This window comes from Pseudomonas sp. MAFF 730105 (assembly GCF_055380705.1).
Window position 1 is genome coordinate 3,408,126 of sequence record NZ_AP018438.1, and the last position, 17,325, is coordinate 3,425,450.

General features: G+C 59.6%; 13 protein-coding genes. 10 read left to right on the forward strand and 3 right to left on the reverse strand.

Annotated elements, in window-relative coordinates; genetic code table 11:
* The first annotated feature begins 136 nt into the window (after positions 1 to 136).
* From PCOSP_RS14980 to PCOSP_RS14995, 4 genes are all read left to right on the forward strand, one after another.
* Positions 137 to 748, forward strand: a complete 612-nt coding sequence (locus PCOSP_RS14980) for a hypothetical protein (RefSeq protein WP_175363373.1) — start codon at positions 137 to 139, stop codon at positions 746 to 748.
* A 48-nt stretch (positions 749 to 796) separates the two neighbouring features.
* Entirely contained in the window at positions 797 to 1,438 is a 642-nt protein-coding gene (locus tag PCOSP_RS14985) for a cytochrome b/b6 domain-containing protein (protein WP_464708832.1), read from the forward strand.
* Complete coding sequence (locus tag PCOSP_RS14990; RefSeq protein ID WP_464708833.1) at positions 1,435 to 2,205, forward strand: molybdopterin-dependent oxidoreductase; 771 nt, start codon at positions 1,435 to 1,437, stop codon at positions 2,203 to 2,205. Before PCOSP_RS14985 ends, PCOSP_RS14990 begins: the two co-directional genes overlap by 4 nt.
* 955 nt (positions 2,206 to 3,160) lie before the next feature.
* Positions 3,161 to 3,553, forward strand: coding sequence for a RidA family protein (locus PCOSP_RS14995; RefSeq protein WP_175384930.1), 393 nt, complete (start codon positions 3,161 to 3,163; stop codon positions 3,551 to 3,553).
* A gap of 177 nt (positions 3,554 to 3,730) precedes the next feature.
* Here PCOSP_RS14995 and PCOSP_RS15000 read toward each other — a convergent pair whose 3' ends face one another.
* Complete coding sequence (locus PCOSP_RS15000; protein ID WP_139645616.1) at positions 3,731 to 4,645, reverse strand: LysR family transcriptional regulator; 915 nt, start codon at positions 4,643 to 4,645, stop codon at positions 3,731 to 3,733.
* Positions 4,646 to 4,901: 256 nt separating this feature from the next.
* On the opposite strand from PCOSP_RS15000, the gene PCOSP_RS15005 reads away from it, so the two are divergent.
* From PCOSP_RS15005 to PCOSP_RS15025, 5 genes are all read left to right on the forward strand, one after another.
* Positions 4,902 to 5,927 (forward strand): zinc-dependent alcohol dehydrogenase family protein, encoded by a 1,026-nt coding sequence (locus PCOSP_RS15005; RefSeq protein ID WP_139645618.1) that lies wholly within the window; start codon positions 4,902 to 4,904, stop codon positions 5,925 to 5,927.
* 656 nt (positions 5,928 to 6,583) lie between these two features.
* Entirely contained in the window at positions 6,584 to 8,071 is a 1,488-nt protein-coding gene (locus tag PCOSP_RS15010) for a hypothetical protein (RefSeq protein ID WP_464708835.1), read from the forward strand.
* A 96-nt stretch (positions 8,072 to 8,167) separates the two neighbouring features.
* Positions 8,168 to 9,565 carry an aminotransferase-like domain-containing protein gene (locus PCOSP_RS15015; protein WP_464708836.1) on the forward strand — a complete coding sequence of 466 codons (1,398 nt, stop codon included), beginning with the start codon at positions 8,168 to 8,170 and terminating at the stop codon, positions 9,563 to 9,565.
* Between the two features lie 89 nt (positions 9,566 to 9,654).
* Positions 9,655 to 11,301: a phosphoglucomutase (alpha-D-glucose-1,6-bisphosphate-dependent) gene (gene pgm, locus PCOSP_RS15020; RefSeq protein ID WP_464708838.1), complete on the forward strand. Its 1,647-nt coding sequence runs from the start codon at positions 9,655 to 9,657 to the stop codon at positions 11,299 to 11,301.
* A gap of 307 nt (positions 11,302 to 11,608) precedes the next feature.
* Positions 11,609 to 14,077: a UvrD-helicase domain-containing protein gene (locus PCOSP_RS15025; RefSeq protein WP_464708840.1), complete on the forward strand. Its 2,469-nt coding sequence runs from the start codon at positions 11,609 to 11,611 to the stop codon at positions 14,075 to 14,077.
* A 203-nt stretch (positions 14,078 to 14,280) separates the two neighbouring features.
* Here the strand turns inward: PCOSP_RS15025 and PCOSP_RS15030 are convergent, their stop codons facing one another.
* Positions 14,281 to 14,559: a DUF1652 domain-containing protein gene (locus PCOSP_RS15030; protein ID WP_003201764.1), complete on the reverse strand. Its 279-nt coding sequence runs from the start codon at positions 14,557 to 14,559 to the stop codon at positions 14,281 to 14,283.
* Positions 14,560 to 14,751: 192 nt separating this feature from the next.
* A complete protein-coding gene (locus PCOSP_RS15035) occupies positions 14,752 to 16,206 on the reverse strand; it encodes an MFS transporter (RefSeq protein ID WP_464708842.1) in 1,455 nt (484 codons plus the stop codon).
* A gap of 129 nt (positions 16,207 to 16,335) precedes the next feature.
* On the opposite strand from PCOSP_RS15035, the gene PCOSP_RS15040 reads away from it, so the two are divergent.
* Complete coding sequence (locus PCOSP_RS15040) at positions 16,336 to 17,250, forward strand: LysR family transcriptional regulator (RefSeq protein ID WP_024778500.1); 915 nt, start codon at positions 16,336 to 16,338, stop codon at positions 17,248 to 17,250.
* Positions 17,251 to 17,325: the final 75 nt, after the last annotated feature.

The window sequence follows — 17,325 nt, forward strand, 5'->3', positions numbered from 1 at the left end:
GCCGGCGCAGTTGGTTACATTTCTGTCATTCATTGGAAGGGGCTGGCGAATGACAAAAATGTCATTCGGCGGTCATCGTGACGTCCCGGTCTGCGGACGAGGATGGCGGCACATCAACCAATGAGGAATCGTCGCCATGCAACGCAAACACGCCCTATCTACCACGTTCGGTCTGTTGATGCTCAGTGCTGCCGTCATCGCCACCGCGGCCGACATGCCGGTAATCAAACCTCTGCGTGGCACGGTGGAAAGCGTCAGCAACAATACTCTGACATTCACTGTCCGCTCTGGCGCTCAGCAGACTATCGGACTGACAGACAAGACCGGTATCAACCGGGTATCGAAGGCCAATATCGACTCGATCAAATCCGACAGTTTCATTGGTTCTGCGGCCATCCCTCAGGCCAACGGAACATTGAAGGCGCTGGAGGTCACGGTATTCGACGCCAGCCTCAAGGGCAGCGGCGAAGGTCATTACGGTTGGCAGAACGCGGATGGCAGCACAGGCACCATGACCAACGGTACCGTGGGGAAACTGTCCAAGGCGGACGGCCGTACATTGACCGTCAACTACAAGGGCGGCGAGAAACAAATCGTCGTACCGGATGATGTGCCAATCGCCTACGTCGAGCCAGGCAAAGCCGATGAACTGGTCAAAGGTACGAAAATTGTCGTGTTCCCGGCAGCAGATGGAACCACCGCGCGCGGCATTGCGGTTGGCAAGGATGGCTTCCAACCGCCGATGTAATCACTTGAAAGGCTGCGCGCTGCCGTTTGGCAACGCTCCGCTACATGGATGGCTTCCAAGGGGAAACACGTGAGACAGAAAAAGCTTCATCCCTGGCCGGTTCGCCTCACCCACTGGCTCAACGCTGCCTGCATGGCCTGCATGTTCATGAGCGGTTGGGCCATTTACAACGCCTCGCCACTGTTCGGCTTCAGGTTTCCGTTGGCAGTGACCGTGGGCGGTTGGCTGGGTGGAGCGCTGGCATGGCATTTCGCATTCATGTGGCTGCTGCTGATCAACGGCGCCATTTATATGCTGTATGGGTTCGCCAGTGGGCATTTCAAACGTGAGTTGCTGCCCATAGGGCTTGCTGCGTTGAAGCATGACTTGACGGACGCTTTGCGCTTACGGCTGGTGCATGAAAAAGGCGTCTATAACGCAGTGCAGCGTCTGATGTACTGGATGGTGCTGGTGGCAGGCGCACTCGTCGTTATCTCGGGCGTGGCGATCTGGAAGCCCATTCAACTTCAAGCGTTGGTCGCGCTGCTGGGCGGCTATGACATTGCACGTTATGTACATTTCGGGGCGATGGCGGTGATTGCTGCATTCGTCGTGATTCATCTTGCGTTGGTAATGCTGGTGCCCAGGACCCTGCTGCCAATGATTACAGGTGGTGTGCGGTCTTTGGAAAACCGGGGAAAAAAGCCATGATTGAACGCAAAGAAAGAACTGTTCAGCGCATCAGGCTTGAACCTGCGCAACAGCTTGAGCTGGAAAATATCCAGCGCCGCCATTTCCTTCGTGCTGGTTTGACCGTGGGCGCGATGTCGATGCTGACCGGTTGCAACTTGCAGGACGGTGATCAGGTCGACAAGGTCCTTTGGGCCATGTCGCGCTGGAACGATCAGGTCCAGGCCTGGCTGTTCAGTGGACGGAAACTGGCCCCGACCTTCACAAGGGCGCAGATCACCACGCCATTCCCGTTCAACGCATTCTATGGTCAGGACGACATTCCAGAGGTGGACTCGGCAAGTTACTCGCTCGCCGTCTCCGGCCGGGTCAGGGACAAGGCACCCTGGACACTCGAAAGCTTACGCACGCTGCCGCAACGTAGCGATATCACCCGTTTGATCTGTGTTGAAGGCTGGAGCGCGATCGGGCAATGGGGAGGTGTACCGCTCAAAACCTTTCTGGAATACATCGGGGCCGACACCACAGCGAAATTTGTCGGTTTCAAATGTGCTGATCGTTACTACTCCAGTCTGGACATGCCAACAGCCTTACACCCACAAACACTGCTGGCACTGGATTACGCTGACATTGCATTGCCGCCCGAGTATGGCTATCCCCTCAGGGTTCGAGTACCCACCAAATTAGGCTTTAAAAACCCCAAGCATGTTGTCGAGATTGTCGTGAGCAACGACAACCCGGGCGGGTACTGGGAAGACCAGGGATATAACTGGTTCAGCGGGATCTGATAAGGCAGGTCGAAGTAGCGCAGTTCCGTCCTGCTAGTGCATGGCAACGCAGGAGCATCGGAGTGAGTAATGCCATCCGTTATTGTATGAGGTGCTCTTATGACCGCTATTTCTGCGGTACCGCCAGCTCCAACAGTGTTGCCGCCTTCAGAAAACAAAATACGAACTCCTACCAATGGCGCTGATTTCCGCTCGCTCATGCAGGCTCAGTCCAGGTCACATTCGCAGCAGCCGGATACACCAAGCGCACAGGTGTTATCAGACTCGCCCACGAACTTGTCACGCCGACAGGAGATGGAAGCAATGCTTCAAGTGTTGGCATGGCGCAGGCGTGCGGACAGCGCTCCGAGCAGACCAAGTCGATCAGTACCAGGTACGCGAGCCAGTGGCCTGGATAGGGGGGACTTCAACTTCCCCGTTCGAGGCGTTTTGGCTAGCAGTGAGGTTACCCAACAGCGTTGCCTGAATGAAGAGGATAGGCCGCTCTACTTGAAGTCCTTTGATGACCGGGCCACGTGTGCTTCTGGTGGCGAAGAAAGCGAAATATCCTCTGACGTTATCTGCGGAGGAGGGCTGAATGCATTCGCCATTGCAGTGGCTCTGTCCGCGATAACCCTCACTTGGATGCCGATTGAGATTGTGCGAGCGCCACTGCGATCCCCCAATATTCGGATTTCGCACCGTCGCAAACCCTCTCCAGCCTTGAGCCATCTTTTCGACCAGTCAGATTCAGAGGAAGGAGGGAAACAGACGGCTCTCGATAGCTCTTTCGCCGCTGGCTAGAATTTCTACGGGGATTGCAGCTTCGGCGATTACTGTGGACTTCTGATTATCCTATCCATTGAAGGAAGCAGGCGGCGGGTCAATTGTTCAGATTCCGCGTGTGACCCGGGTGGACGCCGCTCTGGCATATGGGTCAGCTTTCGTATCCGTTTATATATTGGATTCCACAATCATGACTGATCGTCAGATCATCGTTCCAGATAGCATGAGATTGCTCTGCGAGCATGCTGGTTATGCACCAGCTGTAAAGGTAGGAAAAACGCTCTATTGCGCTGGCCAGGTAGGCCGGACGCCCGAATTATCAGTTATCGAAGACCCTGAGCAGCAGTTTCTGGCAGCATGGGACAATCTCCGGCTTGTCTTGGAAGCCGGTGGCTGCACATTTGAAGATGTCGTCGAAATGACAACTTATCACGTCGATATGCACCTCCACATGCCAATTTTCAGACGCGTGAAAGATGAAGTCTTTCCTCGGAGTACTTGTGCATGGACATGCATAGGTGTCGCCGAGCTGGCTCGCCCCGGCCTTCTCGTGGAGATCAAATGCGTCGCCGTAGGGCGATAATTTTTCTCATAGACATGTGAATGTACAACGCTTGGAGAGGGGGCCCTCTAAGCGGCAGTAGATCTGAAATTTTCCTCGCCCGCTGCGCCGGCAGATGTGAGAACGTCCTTGCGTGGCGTTTGTGAACAGCAGCGGGAAAGGCAGAAATGATCAGCCGAACAGCCTGTCCGACGAAACCTAAAGACTCTCAGGGTCGCCAAAGAACATCTGAATCCGCGACCGCAGCCAGCGTTCCCCCGGGTCATTGTCCTGGGAACCACGCCAAGCCATGTGCAATTCAAAGCTGCGCACCGGGATCGGAGGGTCTTCTGCACGCACGCCGCCGGCGGCGGTCAGTGCATCGGCGGTGTAGTCGGGGACGGTGGCGATGATGTCCGTGCCTGCCAGCAGGGTGCTCAGCCCATTGAACTGCGGCACTGCCAGTACCACATGGCGCTTGCGGCCGAGTTTTTCCAACTCTTCATCGATGAAACCGCTCAGGTCGCCCGCGAAGGACACCAGGGCGTGGGGGCGTGCGCAGAATTCGTCCAGGGTCAGTTGCCCCGGTGCGGTGTCGGCCCGCAACACCTTGGGCGAGCTGCGGCGCAGCACCTTGCGCTTGGCGTTGGCCGGCAGGTCGTCGGTGTAGCTGACGCCGATGGAGATCTCCCCGGACGCCAGCAGGCTCGGCATCAGAATGTAGTTGACCCGGCGCACCACCAGCACGATGCCAGGGGCTTCGGCGCGCAGGCGCTTGAGCAGCATGGGCAGCAGGGCGAATTCGGCATCGTCCGACAGGCCGATGCGAAACACCGAGGTGCTGGTGGCCGGGTCGAATTCCGCCGCGCGGCTGACCGCCGTGGAAATCGAATCCAGGGCCGGGGAGAGCAGGGCGAAGATTTCGATCGCCCGGGCCGAGGGTTCCATGCTGCGCCCGGTACGCACGAACAGCGGGTCATCGAACAGGCTGCGCAGGCGCGACAGCGCGGCGCTGATGGCCGGCTGGCCGAGGAACAGTTTCTCGGCGGCGCGGGTCACGCTGCGTTCATGCATCAGTGTTTCGAATACGATCAACAGGTTCAGGTCGACACGACGCAGGTCATTGCGATTCATCTGGGGTCCTGGCAGATTCGGCGAGCTTGACGTGAGCGGCCATATGCGAACAATGACCGGCATGAATCTTACGGGGAAAGACTGGTACTCTGCACTGGCTAAATGAATTTTTGTAGGATTTGCCCCGCGGGGCTGATTGGTTTTCTTGCTGCGGAATCAATGACAGGCATGTCGACTATTAATAGCCACTGATGGTCTTGGGTACAAAGCCCGGATAGAGTTCATGGCATTAGAGGTTACTTTGACGAGGTTTGCGATGTCCCGCACGATCCGTTTTCACAAGTTTGGTGGTGCCGAGGTGCTCAAATGCGAAGAGCAGCCGGCGGCTCTCCCTGCGCCAGGAGAAGTGCAGGTCCGTGTCGAAGCGATCGGCATCAGTTGGCATGACACCCTGTGGCGCCAGAACCTGGCGCCGTCCCAGGCCCGCCTGCCTTCCGGCCTGGGCCATGAAATGGCCGGCGTGGTGACGGCCGTCGGCGACGGTGTCGACGATCTGGCCGTGGGCGACAAGGTCGCCAGCTTCCCCGCACAAAGCGCGAACGATTATCCGGTGTACGGTGAGATCATCGTGTTGCCGCGCACCGCGCTGACCCGATACCCGGACGTCTTGAGCCCGATCGAAGCCGCGGTGCACTACACGCCGCTGCTGGTCGCCTATTTTGCCTATGTTGACCTGGCGCGAGTCAAACCCGGGCAGTTCGCCCTGGTCACCGATGCCAGCCATTGCGCCGGCCCTTCCTTCGTACAGCTCGGCAAGGCGCTGGGTGTACGGGTGATCGCGGCCACCAAGACCGCTGACGAGCGAGAGTACCTGTTGTCCCTGGGTGCCGAGAAAGTCATCGTCACGGAAGAGCAGGACTTGCTGATGCAAATCAACAAGCTCACCGACAATCGTGGCGTCGACGTGGTGTTCGACGGCCTGGGCGGGCCGCAAATGTCGCTGCTCGGCGATGTCCTGGCCCCACGAGGCAGCCTGGTGTTGTATGGCCTGCAAGGGGGGAACCAGACACCGTTCCCGGCCTGCGCGGCGTTTCAGAAGAACATTCAGTTCTTCGTGCATTGCATCGGCAATTTCACCGGCAAGCCGGAACTGGGCATTATCCAGGACCAGGTGGCGGTGCAGCGGGCACTGCGCGATATCAATCAACTGACTGCCGACCGTGTCCTGCTGCCACTCAAGACCCGGGTCTTTCCGTTCGCCGAGTTTGTCGAGGCTCACCGTTACATGGACGAATGTCCTTGCCGTGAGCGCGTTGCCCTTCAGGTTGTTGATCCCGCCTGATTCCTGTCTTGCGCAAGAGTCATTGTCCCTGGCTCTTGCGCTGCCTCCGGCCTGATCGGGCCTCTTCTCTCCTTTTCTGCTTCAGCCCCTCGCACGACTTGCGAGGGTGTCCGGCTGCCTGTCCACAACGACTCCGTTTACCTTGCCGGCAACTGAACTGGTTTTTGCCCTCAATCTGTATCTTCTAATCATTATTGAAGTCCTGATAATTGAATGCTGGTTTTCAGCTCAAGGAAGAAGTCATGGCTCAATACATGTTTCCAGAAAGGCTTGATCCATCAATGTCTGTTCAAGATGCTTCAGGCGTTAATGGGGGCGGGGTCCTCTATCGATTATCGGGAAAACAGTATGAGGTAAGCGGTCAGTTAAAGTTCGGTAAGTTCTTTATTTCTCGTACTCATTGTCTGTGGGACGCTGTCGGAATTCTCCTAGGACGCGTCGAGACGGACGTCAGGCCCAATGAATTGGCGGCTTTCAGGCTTTGGCGACACGGACGGCGGTCGACGCCCCTTGTATGTATCAAATAGTTACGACGAGCAAAGCTCGGGCGTATTGCTAATACTCTTCGCAGTAGTGAAATAAGTCTTCCATCCGAACACGTCGCGCGATCACGTGGGTGGGGCGACACTGATATTTGAACTTCCAGGTAAATGGTTATGAGCGCAATTCATGAGCAGGCAATGATTCACGTGTATCAACAGATACTGCAGCGGCTGTTGGGTTTTTATTCTCGTGCGGAGCGTACGGCGTTGCAGCTCTTGATCCAGCGTTTGATCGTCGCCGCTGGTGGCATTGAGCGGATCGGTGAATACCGCGTACTGACGGTCCTGAACGGGAGCCGGGACAGCTTTTACGTGCTGACGGCGCTGAGAGCCGCGCAACTGAGCATCGCCGGCAGGAATCCCGTGACCTTCGACCTGCGTGTTGCCACGCCGCGGTTGAGCGAGACCACCCAGGCGACCCTGGAAAACATCCATCGTTGCTACAGCGCGCTGTTCGTCTATGACGATCCCCGTGTAGAGCTGCTGATGGCGGATAACCGCGAAGTGGTGCCGTTCAACCACAGGCAGCCATTGTCGGTGGCCGGGCACGAGTCCAACCGCATGGACATGCTGGTCCTGGGTCACCTTCGCTCGGTCGACAGCCCTTTGGAGATTGGTGATGACGGCTACCTGGCCATGGCGGAGTTCTACCGCCACATGGCGCGCTGGGAATCGGGAGTGGACTCCCTGGTCAGCAGCGATACGCCGCGCCAGCAGAGACAGTTCATGGCGGGCCTGCGACGAGCGACCCGCAAGATCGGCCTGGGTATCGAAACGACCACCACCTTTGACAACCTCTTTGCGCAGCTCGATACCCTGGGAGACGATCTCTATCGGCATTTCTATGGATCGCACCGCCTCGGCATGTGGAAACCCGAGGGCCATTTCGAGGCATGCCGGCGAGTAGGGCACATCGGCATCGATGACCTGATCGTCGATCGCTGCGAAGAAATGAACTGGCTGCTGTTCAGTGAGTTCCTGCGGGTGCGGACCGACGACCTTATCGCCTCGGCACCGGAAAACGAATACCTCAGTCCGCTGCTGTCGGCCCATTTGCATGGCCTGCAAGCGGCTTGCCTGCAGGGACGCAGTTACGAAGCGGGCTACGGAGACTATGTGCAGCGGGCAATCATGATCATGCACCGCAAGCAACTGCCGGAACACGTCTGCGAACAGGCTCGGGAGCTGTTCGGCCCGCCTTCGGCCATTGCGGAGCGCCGTGCCCAGGCCGCCGCCGAAGCGCAAACGACCCTGGGGCTCAACGAGGCGCAATTGGTGTGCATGCTGTTCGCACCCTTTGTCGAGAAGGGCGCGGGGCTGGAGCATTTCCTGCGTTGTTGTCACCCCGGCATGCTGGTGGCGATGCCGGACCTGCACAAGGCCATGCAGGGCGCGACAGTCGCCGATCAGGTGGCGCAATGGATGGTGGATGTCAGCGGCCTGTCGATCGACATGCTCGGCAAGCTCTATGGGGCGAGCATAGCGTTGCCGGAACACGAAACCACCCTGGGAATAGACCCCCAGCAGGCCATCGACAACGCCGATGCCGAAGCGCCCGGGCTGGGTGGCGATGGCCTGCGCGAAGGTTCGGGCAGATATTGAGGGGGGCGGTTTGACGGCTTCACCCACCCTGTATCCGGCCACCGCTTCTGGTGTTTCGCCGTGGTCGGTCGCGAGCCATCCAACGGGTCTGAAGCCATGAAGGGCTCACGGGAAACAGATTTCGCCTACCAGGCTGTCTATCGCTACCTGACGGCCCTGATCAGCGAGCTGGGAAGCGATTCCCGGGTTCGACTGCCGTCGCTACGGCAGCTGGCCGATCGTTTGAACGTGTCGATTTCCACTATCCAGTACGCCTATTCGCTGCTGGAAAAGGAAGGGCGGGTCTACTCGATTGCCAAGTCCGGTTATTACGCGCTGCCAGTGCCCAGCGTGGTCGCCTTGGGCGGCGGCGACGACCTGCTCGAGACGCTCTACGTCAATGCTCGGCGACCAGGCATGCTGGTGCTCAGCTCGGACGAACCGGCGTCGATGCAACCCCTGGACAGCCCGCTGTTGCTGCTCGAGCGCGAGCTGCTGCGCCAGTATCCGCGCGCCTCCCAGATGCCTTCGCAGCCCTGGGGCGAGCTGGAACTGCGCGCGGCCTTGGCGGCCCGTTACACCTCCTCGCCGGCGCGCTGTTGGAAGGCCGACGACGTGTACATTGGTGCCGATCTGCGGGGTGTGCTGGAGATCCTGATCGCCGTGCTGGGGCTCAGGGGCGCCACCGTACTGATCGAATCGCCTTGCGACTGGACGATTCTGCGCTTGCTGCAAGCCGCCGACGTCAAGGTGATCGAGCTGCCGTTGTTGGCGGACGGCGGCATCAGTCTCGAGCAACTGGAGCAGCTTCTACAGAACGAAACCGTGCGCCTGGTGGTGCTGTCTTCGGTGTTGAACATGCCCAGAGGGACGCGCATTCCCGAGGACAACCGCCAGGCTGTGGCGAGTTTGCTGGATCTGCACGGTACCTGGGTGCTGGAGAACGACAGCTACACGGACCTGGTCTTCGAAGCCGGGGTGGTGCCTTTTCGCGACCTGCTCGACCCTGACCGGCTGATCGTCTACTCCACTTTCGAGAAAACCATCGGTCCTGAAGCCCCCTATGGTTATGTGCTATCGCGTCAGTTGACCCTGCAACTGCAGCGGCATTTCCTGCTGCGCGCGTTTCGCCTGTCGCCCATCCGGCAGAAGGCCATCGCGCGTTTGTACAGTAACGGTCGGATCGACCAGCATCTGCTGGTGTTGCGGCGGCTGCTGCGTGAAAGCGCGACCTCGACAACACAACTGCTGCGAGAACGGCTGGGGGATAGCCTGCAATGGGTTGAAGCCCAGGGCGGCGCGACGATCTGGATTCGATCGTCGCGCCGGGTGGACCTGCGACAGGTTTTCCAGCGTTTGCTGGCCCAGCGCATCGTCATCGCCCCTGGTGAACTGTTCAGTATCCAAGGGCTTTATACCCAGCACTTGCGCGTGACGCATGCCTTGAGTGGTGCAACCGACCTGGACACTGCGCTCTGCGTGTTGGCCAACGCGTTGAGGCTTGAGCAATCGTAAGAGGGCCATGGATCGAACCCATCGCGCCACGGTCGAACTGTCAGTAAACTGCATCCCATTCCCCAAGCCACTCCATCCAGAGGTTTTGCATGACAGTCAGTCCATTTGCGGGCAAGCCGGCACCGGCAGAGTTGTTGACCGATATCCCGCGACTGGTGACGGCCTACTACACCGGCCGGCCCGATGCCTCGGTTGCAACCCAGCGTGTGGCTTTCGGCACCTCCGGTCACCGTGGCAGTTCCTTCGACCTGGGGTTCAACGAATGGCATGTACTGGCTATCAGTCAGGCCATTTGCATGTACCGTGAAGCCCAGGGCATTGATGGGCCCTTGTTCGTCGGTATCGATACCCATGCGCTCTCCACCCCTGCCGGTGCCAGTGCACTGGAGGTGCTCGCCGCCAACGGCGTGACCGTGATGATCGCCGAAGGCGATGAATACACTCCGACACCGGCGGTTTCCCACGCGATCATCTGCTACAACCGCGGACGCACCACGGGTCTGGCGGACGGCATCGTCATCACGCCGTCCCATAACCCGCCGCAGAGTGGCGGCTACAAGTACAACCCTACCAACGGTGGCCCGGCCGATACCCATATCACCAAGTGGATCGAAGCCAAGGCCAACGAGCTGCTGGCCAACCAACTGGCCGGCGTCAAGCGCATCAGCTACGAGCAGGCCCTGAAGGCCGAGACCACTCACCGTCACGACTACCTCAATACCTACGTAGCGGACCTGGTCAATGTCATCGATTTCGACGTCATCCGCGCCGCTGGGTTGCGTTTGGGCGTCGATCCGCTGGGCGGAGCAGGGGTACGCTACTGGCCGGCCATTGCCGAGCATTACCGCCTTGACCTGGACGTGGTGAACACCCAGGTGGATTCGACGTTCCGCTTCATGACAGTCGACTGGGACGGGCAGATCCGCATGGATCCTTCTTCCAGCCATGCCATGCAGGGGTTGATCGGCCTGAAGGAGCGCTTCGACGTGGCCTTCGCCTGTGACCCGGATCACGACCGCCATGGCATCGTGACACCCTCCGGAGGTCTGTTGGCGCCGAACAACTACCTGGCGGTGTCCATCGATTACCTGTTCCAGAACCGTCCGCATTGGCGCGCCGATGCCGGCGTCGGCAAGACGGTGGTCAGCAGCGGGCTGATCGATCGCGTGGCCAAGCGTCTGGGCCGTCGTCTCTATGAAGTGCCGGTAGGCTTCAAATGGTTCGCCGATGGACTGTTCGACGGCTCCCTGGGCTTCGGCGGCGAGGAAAGTGCCGGTGCTTCGTTCCTGCGCAAGGACGGTGGTGTGTGGAGTACCGACAAGGACGGCCTGATCCCGGCGTTGCTGGCGGCTGAAATGACCGCTCGCACCGGCCGCGACCCAAGCCAGGCCTACCGCGCCCTGACAGACGAACTGGGGGAGCCGTTCTCCGTACGCGTCGATGCGAAGGCGACTCCGCAGCAGAAGGCCCTGTTGAGCAAGCTCTCACCGGATCAGGTCGCGTCTACCCAGCTGGCCGGTGAGGCAATTCAGAGCATTCTCAGTCACGCGCCGGGGAACGATCAGGCCATCGGCGGCCTGAAGGTGATGACCGAAAACGGCTGGTTCGCAGCGCGTCCGTCCGGCACCGAGGATATCTACAAGATCTACGCCGAAAGCTTCCTTGGCGACGAGCACCTCAAGCAGTTGGTGAGTGAGGCGCAGACGCTGGTGGATGGCGCTATCAGCGGCAAGTGATGCATGTGTGGGAGCGAGCTTGCTCGCGATAGCGGTGGGTCAGTTACGTCGATGTTGAATGTGCCGACGTCATCGCGAGCAAGCTTGGCTCCCACAGGTTTTGCTGCGTACGTATAAAGGTCGTCTGCCACAGATACCCTGTGGGAGCGAGCCTGCTCGCGATAGCGGTGGTTCAGACCACAATCATGTCGATGCGACACCACTTTCACTTCATCGCCTAACCCCATGACTTCAAAGCTTTTGGGTGGCACTCCGTGGTAAATACAGACACCATAGGCCATGGTTCTGAACACCGGAGTCTCAAAGCGTGCCGCAACACTCTCCCGATCTGCCTCCCGAATTGCTTCCCTTGGCGCAAATGCCGCTGCTCAAACGTCTGGCTGCCCGCTTTTTCGGTCACGGCCTGACACGCCTGCGCGCCCAGCACAGGACTTCCTGGCTGCACGGCCAGGCCGATGGTTTTCGCAGCGGACATACCGCCGGTTTCGATTACGGCTTCAAAGAGGGCAAGGCCGAGGGCTTAGAAGAAGGGCGTCAGGTCCTGTTGATCCGCGACTTCCGCAATACGGAACACCCGGCTCCCAAGGTCGATGACCTGCTGTTTGACGACTGGCGCCTGCCCTTGACCCCCGAACTCAAGAAACGCGTAAAGGCAGATGTTGCCCGATTGCTGCCGGCCCATGCACAGCCCAGTGCAGCTCAATGGAAGATGATCTTCAGCGATACGCCTTCCACCTCGGTGGTTGCCGGCGCGGGTGCGGGCAAGTCCACGACCCTGGTGCTGCGCATCGTACTGCTATCCCAGTACCTGGGTTTCGAGCTGGATTCGATGACCGTGGTGACGTTCACCCGAGAGTCGCGCAAGGACTTCATCCAGAAGCTGGTCGAGGTGTTTGCCCTGTGGGGGCGAACGGTCAGCGCCAAGGACGCTCGCGACCTGGTACGGACCTTTCATTCGCGCATCTTGCCCATGGTGCGCAGTTTGCCGGGATTCGAGCGGCTCCAGGCCTTTGAAACCCTGAGCCATCGCACGGGGCCGGGCGATGACGACGCCGACGGCAACCCGTTCGACTTGCGCATCAACGAGGCTCAGCGCCAGCAGCTCAATGCCTGTTACCACCGCCTTTATCAACGCGACGAGCGCTTTCGGGAGCTGATCAAACCGCTGTCCCGGCACGCTTTTCAGCTCAAGGCGCTGGAGCGTGATCACCCCGACGTGCAGAAGCGCATAGCCGTGACCGAGCTGGCTGCCCAGCGCGACGAAGAACTGTGCGATGCCATCGAGGATTTGTGGTTTCGTGCCGGGGCGTGGCCCATCAAGGGCGTCGAGCCCAAGCGTCAGACGTTCGAGATCAACGGTTCGACATTCCATTGTCATGGTTACATTCCATCCCTCGACGCCTGGGTCATGCTGGGATTCGATTCGCGGGAGGATGCCCGACTCAGTCGTCCAGGCGCGCGGCTGAGTCTCCGTGCGGAATGGGCGGTAAAGCGTACCCTGTTTCAAGCTTTTTGCCGTAAGCCATTGATTTGGATTGAAAGCTACGAATCCTCCAAGCGTTTGCTAGCCTCATTGGCGGGAGATGCCAGCGCCGGGCCGGGCTTCGATTACAAGGTCAAGGGAGAGCTGAGTTCGGCGCCGCTGCTGGATTGTTTCGTCGCCGCTGCCGGTTTTATCGAGAACCTCGGCCTGGATGTCCCGGATGCCGTAGGGCGGATGTGTTTCGCCCAGGATGACCCTGATCGGTATTTTTTCGAGGCGTTGAGCCGCTATTGGCGGGCATTCGAAGACCATCTGCTCGACCAGTCGCCTCCCGTCATGACCTACAACCGCATGTTTGCGCTGTTCAGCGAGCACTCCCCGGAAAACTTCAAGTTATTGGGCGATGCGCTTCTCAGGCCTATGTCGCACCTGATGATCGATGAATTTCAGGACGTTTCCCCGCAGATCGTTTCCTGGCTTCGCGCAAGCCTGCGAGAAGTGCGCCGCCGAGGGCCTGCCATGCACGTGGGACGTGGCGCCCAACATTCTTCATTGCTGTGTGTCGGCGACGATTGGCAGTCGATCTATGGCTGGCGCGGCAGCTCACCGAGCTATTTCATGGGGTTCACCCAACAATTTCCGTCGCCGGCCAATACCCGAGTGATGCTCACCGACAACTACCGCAGTCATCAGCACATCATTGACGCGGCTGAGCATATTGTCCGTGCGGCGGCTGCGATTCCTGGCAAAAAGGCCAAGGCCGGCGGTAAATCCACATTACTGAGCCCGGTCAACGTGCTGGATCGGGACGATGAAGGTTTGGCCCAGCGGTTGGATGAGCACTATCGCAAGGGTGATTCGATATTAATGTTGTATCGAAAAAGCAGCGATAAGTTATTGATAGAAAAGTATATTCAGCCAACAGTTAATGTGGATTCTAGCTTGCCTTATGATGCGAGGCGCCTGAGGCAGATGACCTATCACAGCGCCAAGGGGCTCCAAGCCGATGCCGTGTTCCTGTTGGGCGACTGCCAGCATCTGACCCGTTCACCCTACAAGAATCAGGTCTATCGAATGGCTGGGCTGGGTCAGGACGGTGACGCCGAGCCGTACGACACGGCGCAAAGGGACGAGATCCTGCGCCTGGCCTACGTGGGCATCACCCGTGCGGTGCAGCATTGCTACTGGTACGTCGATGAGCCGGACAGCCAGGCCGCAAACGCGCCCAAGGCTTCGGACCGTATCGATAAAGGCAAACCGTTCTTCGCAGACCATCGCCGCGCCCGGGGTTGAGTGGGCTGGACCGGACTGGTGGTTGCCTGGAAGATCGCCATCGCGAGCAGGCTCGCTCCCACAAGGTCCCGGGGATGGCTTCAGTCAGTGTGTTCACCCAACCCCCTGTGGGAGCGAGCCTGCTCGCGATAGCGGCGGGACGGCTAGCCACATATTTAGAAACAGCGCCCACAAAAAAGCCCACGTAATGTGGGCTTTTTTGCTCAGGAGGCGAACCGCCTCAAACCAACCGGTGGTACGAAGGCTTCCAGCTCGGCTTCCACCGCTTCGATTATTCGTTCCACGTCAGGGGCGTTCATCACGGTCGCGCAGGGGATGCCCGCAATCGCGATCATGGTTTCACCGCTGGCGCGATCGAACAGCCGGGCGACCATGCTGCCCGGTGCATCCATACTGGCCTCGAAGCCCATTGGATGGAAATGCCAGCGCATCAGCTGGCAAGCGTTGGGAAACGTAACCTTGCTGAACGATCCTTTATTCATCTGTTGCCCACCTTCTTCATCAAGCGCTTCCGTTTGCTCTTGTCAGGAAGGAAGAGCCATCATGGCTCTACCAGTGAGAACTAAAAATAGCATTGGATAATGAAAGTCATGTGGCTTTTTTCAGTCCGTTTTGCGATTGGTTCACTTTTTTTGATCTGCATCATGAATTAAAGGTCAGGGCTCAGAATGCCATCACCCTTTGTCCGGCGCCGCCTGGGGATCCGTCAGCGGCTCTGGTGCGCGGTATTGCAGGGCGATGAGCAATGCCAAAATCACCATCGATAGGGCGACGACAAAGGTGAAATGCAGGCCATTTGCGACCTCCTCGGGGCTGGCGGCGGAAACGCCACTCGCCGGTAACGCTGAGGCGAATATCGCACCGAGCACCGCCGCGCCGGTAAAGAAGCCCAGGTTGCGCGACAGGTTGAGCAACCCGGCAATGACGCCGCGCTTCTGCGCAGGTATATCCGCCATCACGGCGGTGTTGTTGGCGGTCTGAAACAGCGCGTAGCCCAAGGTGGTGACCACGATGGCCATGATGTAGCCAGCCATGCCCAGCGCAGGTGGCACCAGTGTCAGCATCAAGCAGCCGAGTCCCATGGTCGCCAACCCGACGAGCCGCATGGGCCGCACGCCGAACCGATCCGTGAGGCGCCCGGCAGGCACGCCGGTCAACGCAGCAACGCAGGGACCCACGGCCAACACCAATCCTACCAATGCGGTCGGCAGTCCAAGGCTGATGGACAAGTAGAAAGGCCCTACCAGCAGCGTCGCCATCATGACCGTCGCGACCAACGCACTCGTTGCCAGGCCTGACACCAGCAGCCGGTCACGGAACAATGCCAGGGGGATCAACGGCGACGTTACCCGGCGCTGGGCCAGGACAAACAACCCGCCGCCAAGGATCGCCACCAGCAGCAAGGCGAGATTGAGGCCACCAAAATGACCGCGTCCCAGGGTCATGGCCAGTGCATAAGCGCCCAGCGCCGTCGCCAGCAGCACTGTGCCCGGGATATCGAAACCGGGTCTTGCGGCACTCGTCTGTGGGCGATGGGTGGGCAAGGAACGCCAGGCCAACAGCCACGTCAGGAGCCCGAGGGGTACGTTGATCAGGAAGATGGCGTGCCAGCCAAAGGCGCTGACCAGCGTACCGCCGAGCGAAGGACCAAGGGCGGTGCCCACCGCTGACAGCGTGGCCAGCAAGCCCATGGCGCGACCGGTTCGGTCCTTGTCGACCGTTTCACCGACCAGGGCCAGGGTCAGGGTCATCATGACCGCCGCTCCCAGGCCTTGCAGCGTCCGGCCTGCGATCAATAGCCCAAGGGAAGGGGCGAGTCCGCAGAGGACGGACGCCAGGGTGAACAGCAGAATCCCGGCCAATAGCAGTTGCCGGCGTCCCAGCAGATCACCCAGGCGCCCGACGCTGACAATCAGCGTGGAGATCGCCAGCAGATAAGCCAGCACCACCCATTGGACTGCCTGGAAAGAGGCGCCGAACGCTTCGGCCAAGGCGGGCAGGCCGACTGTGGCGACGCTGGTGCCCAGCGAGGCGAGCAAGGTTGCCAGGGCAAGGCTGGTCAACGCCCAGCGCGATGAGGAGGCTTGGGGAGCGCCGGGAATGTCCGGCGGTGTATGGACTGGTTTCATGCTGTTCTCCGGAGCGGTTCACAAAAACTGGACTGTCAGAACAATATGCCCGGGCATAACATGGCGGAAGACGCAGCATTTGCACTTTATAGCTGCATACGACGCCATCTATGAGCCCGAGGCCTGACCATGTCCATTCCCGACCTCAACCTGTTGATCACCCTTGACGTGCTGTTGGCGGAAGGCAGCGTTGCCCGAGCGGCCCAACGGCTGCGGCTCAGTCCTTCGGCGATGAGCCGGGCGTTGGCGCGATTGCGCGATACCACCGGTGACCCGCTGTTAGTGCGGGCCGGGCGAGGGCTGGTGGCCACGCCCCGTGCCTTGGAACTGCGCGAGCAGGTCAGTCAACTGGTGCAGGATGCCCAGACAGTACTGCGCCCGGTCGAGGCCCCGGACCTGCGGCGGTTGAATCGGACCTTTACGCTGCGCACCCGGGAAGGGTTCGTGGAAAACTTCGGGATCGACCTGATTACCCGCATCGGCGAGGAGGCACCCGGTGTCCGAATGCGCTTCGTGGACAAGGCTGACAAGAGCAGTACGGCACTGCGCGAGGGGACCGTGGACCTGGAAACCGCCGTCGTGGACAAGGACACCCGACCGGAGCTACGCACCCAGGCATTGTTTGTCGACCGACTTATCGGCGTGGTACGCCTGGGGCATCCGCTGAGCCAGGCCGAGGTTACCGCCGCTGCTTATGCCGAGGGCGGGCATATCGCTGTCGCCTTGCGCGACCTCGACCACGGCCCCATCGATCGGGCATTGGAGCCCTTGAACCTGACGCGAGAGATCATCACCACCGTCCCCGGCTTTTCCACGGCGTTGGGGCTCGCGCGGTCCAGTGACCTGATCGCCAGTGTGCCCGAACGCTATACCACCCGCCTGCGCGCCGGCCTGCACAGCTTTGCGCTGCCGTTCCCGGTGCCGATATTCACGATTGCCATGCTCTGGCATCCACGAATGGATGCCGATCCGGTACACCGCTGGCTGCGAGGTTGTTTGCGTGAGGTTTGCGCGCGCAACACTGGGGAGCAAATAGGCCACTAATTCATATTAATTAATAGCACTTCACTGGCACTTAGTTGCTGAAAGTGTGCTGCTCGACATAGGGCGATATTTAAT

Bases quoted from the DNA above. Each gene is read 5' to 3' on its own strand.
- PCOSP_RS15040 (WP_024778500.1), top strand. From the start codon at position 16,336: ATGTCCATTCCCGACCTCAACCTGTTGATCACCCTTGACGTGCTGTTG.
- PCOSP_RS15010 (WP_464708835.1), top strand. From the start codon at position 6,584: ATGAGCGCAATTCATGAGCAGGCAATGATTCACGTGTATCAACAGATA.
- PCOSP_RS14980 (WP_175363373.1), top strand. From the start codon at position 137: ATGCAACGCAAACACGCCCTATCTACCACGTTCGGTCTGTTGATGCTC.
- pgm (WP_464708838.1), top strand. From the start codon at position 9,655: ATGACAGTCAGTCCATTTGCGGGCAAGCCGGCACCGGCAGAGTTGTTG.
- PCOSP_RS14985 (WP_464708832.1), top strand. From the start codon at position 797: ATGGCTTCCAAGGGGAAACACGTGAGACAGAAAAAGCTTCATCCCTGG.
- PCOSP_RS15005 (WP_139645618.1), top strand. From the start codon at position 4,902: ATGTCCCGCACGATCCGTTTTCACAAGTTTGGTGGTGCCGAGGTGCTC.
- PCOSP_RS15000 (WP_139645616.1), bottom strand. From the start codon at position 4,645: ATGAATCGCAATGACCTGCGTCGTGTCGACCTGAACCTGTTGATCGTA.
- PCOSP_RS15035 (WP_464708842.1), bottom strand. From the start codon at position 16,206: ATGAAACCAGTCCATACACCGCCGGACATTCCCGGCGCTCCCCAAGCC.
- PCOSP_RS15030 (WP_003201764.1), bottom strand. From the start codon at position 14,559: ATGAATAAAGGATCGTTCAGCAAGGTTACGTTTCCCAACGCTTGCCAG.
- PCOSP_RS14995 (WP_175384930.1), top strand. From the start codon at position 3,161: ATGACTGATCGTCAGATCATCGTTCCAGATAGCATGAGATTGCTCTGC.
- PCOSP_RS14990 (WP_464708833.1), top strand. From the start codon at position 1,435: ATGATTGAACGCAAAGAAAGAACTGTTCAGCGCATCAGGCTTGAACCT.
- PCOSP_RS15015 (WP_464708836.1), top strand. From the start codon at position 8,168: ATGAAGGGCTCACGGGAAACAGATTTCGCCTACCAGGCTGTCTATCGC.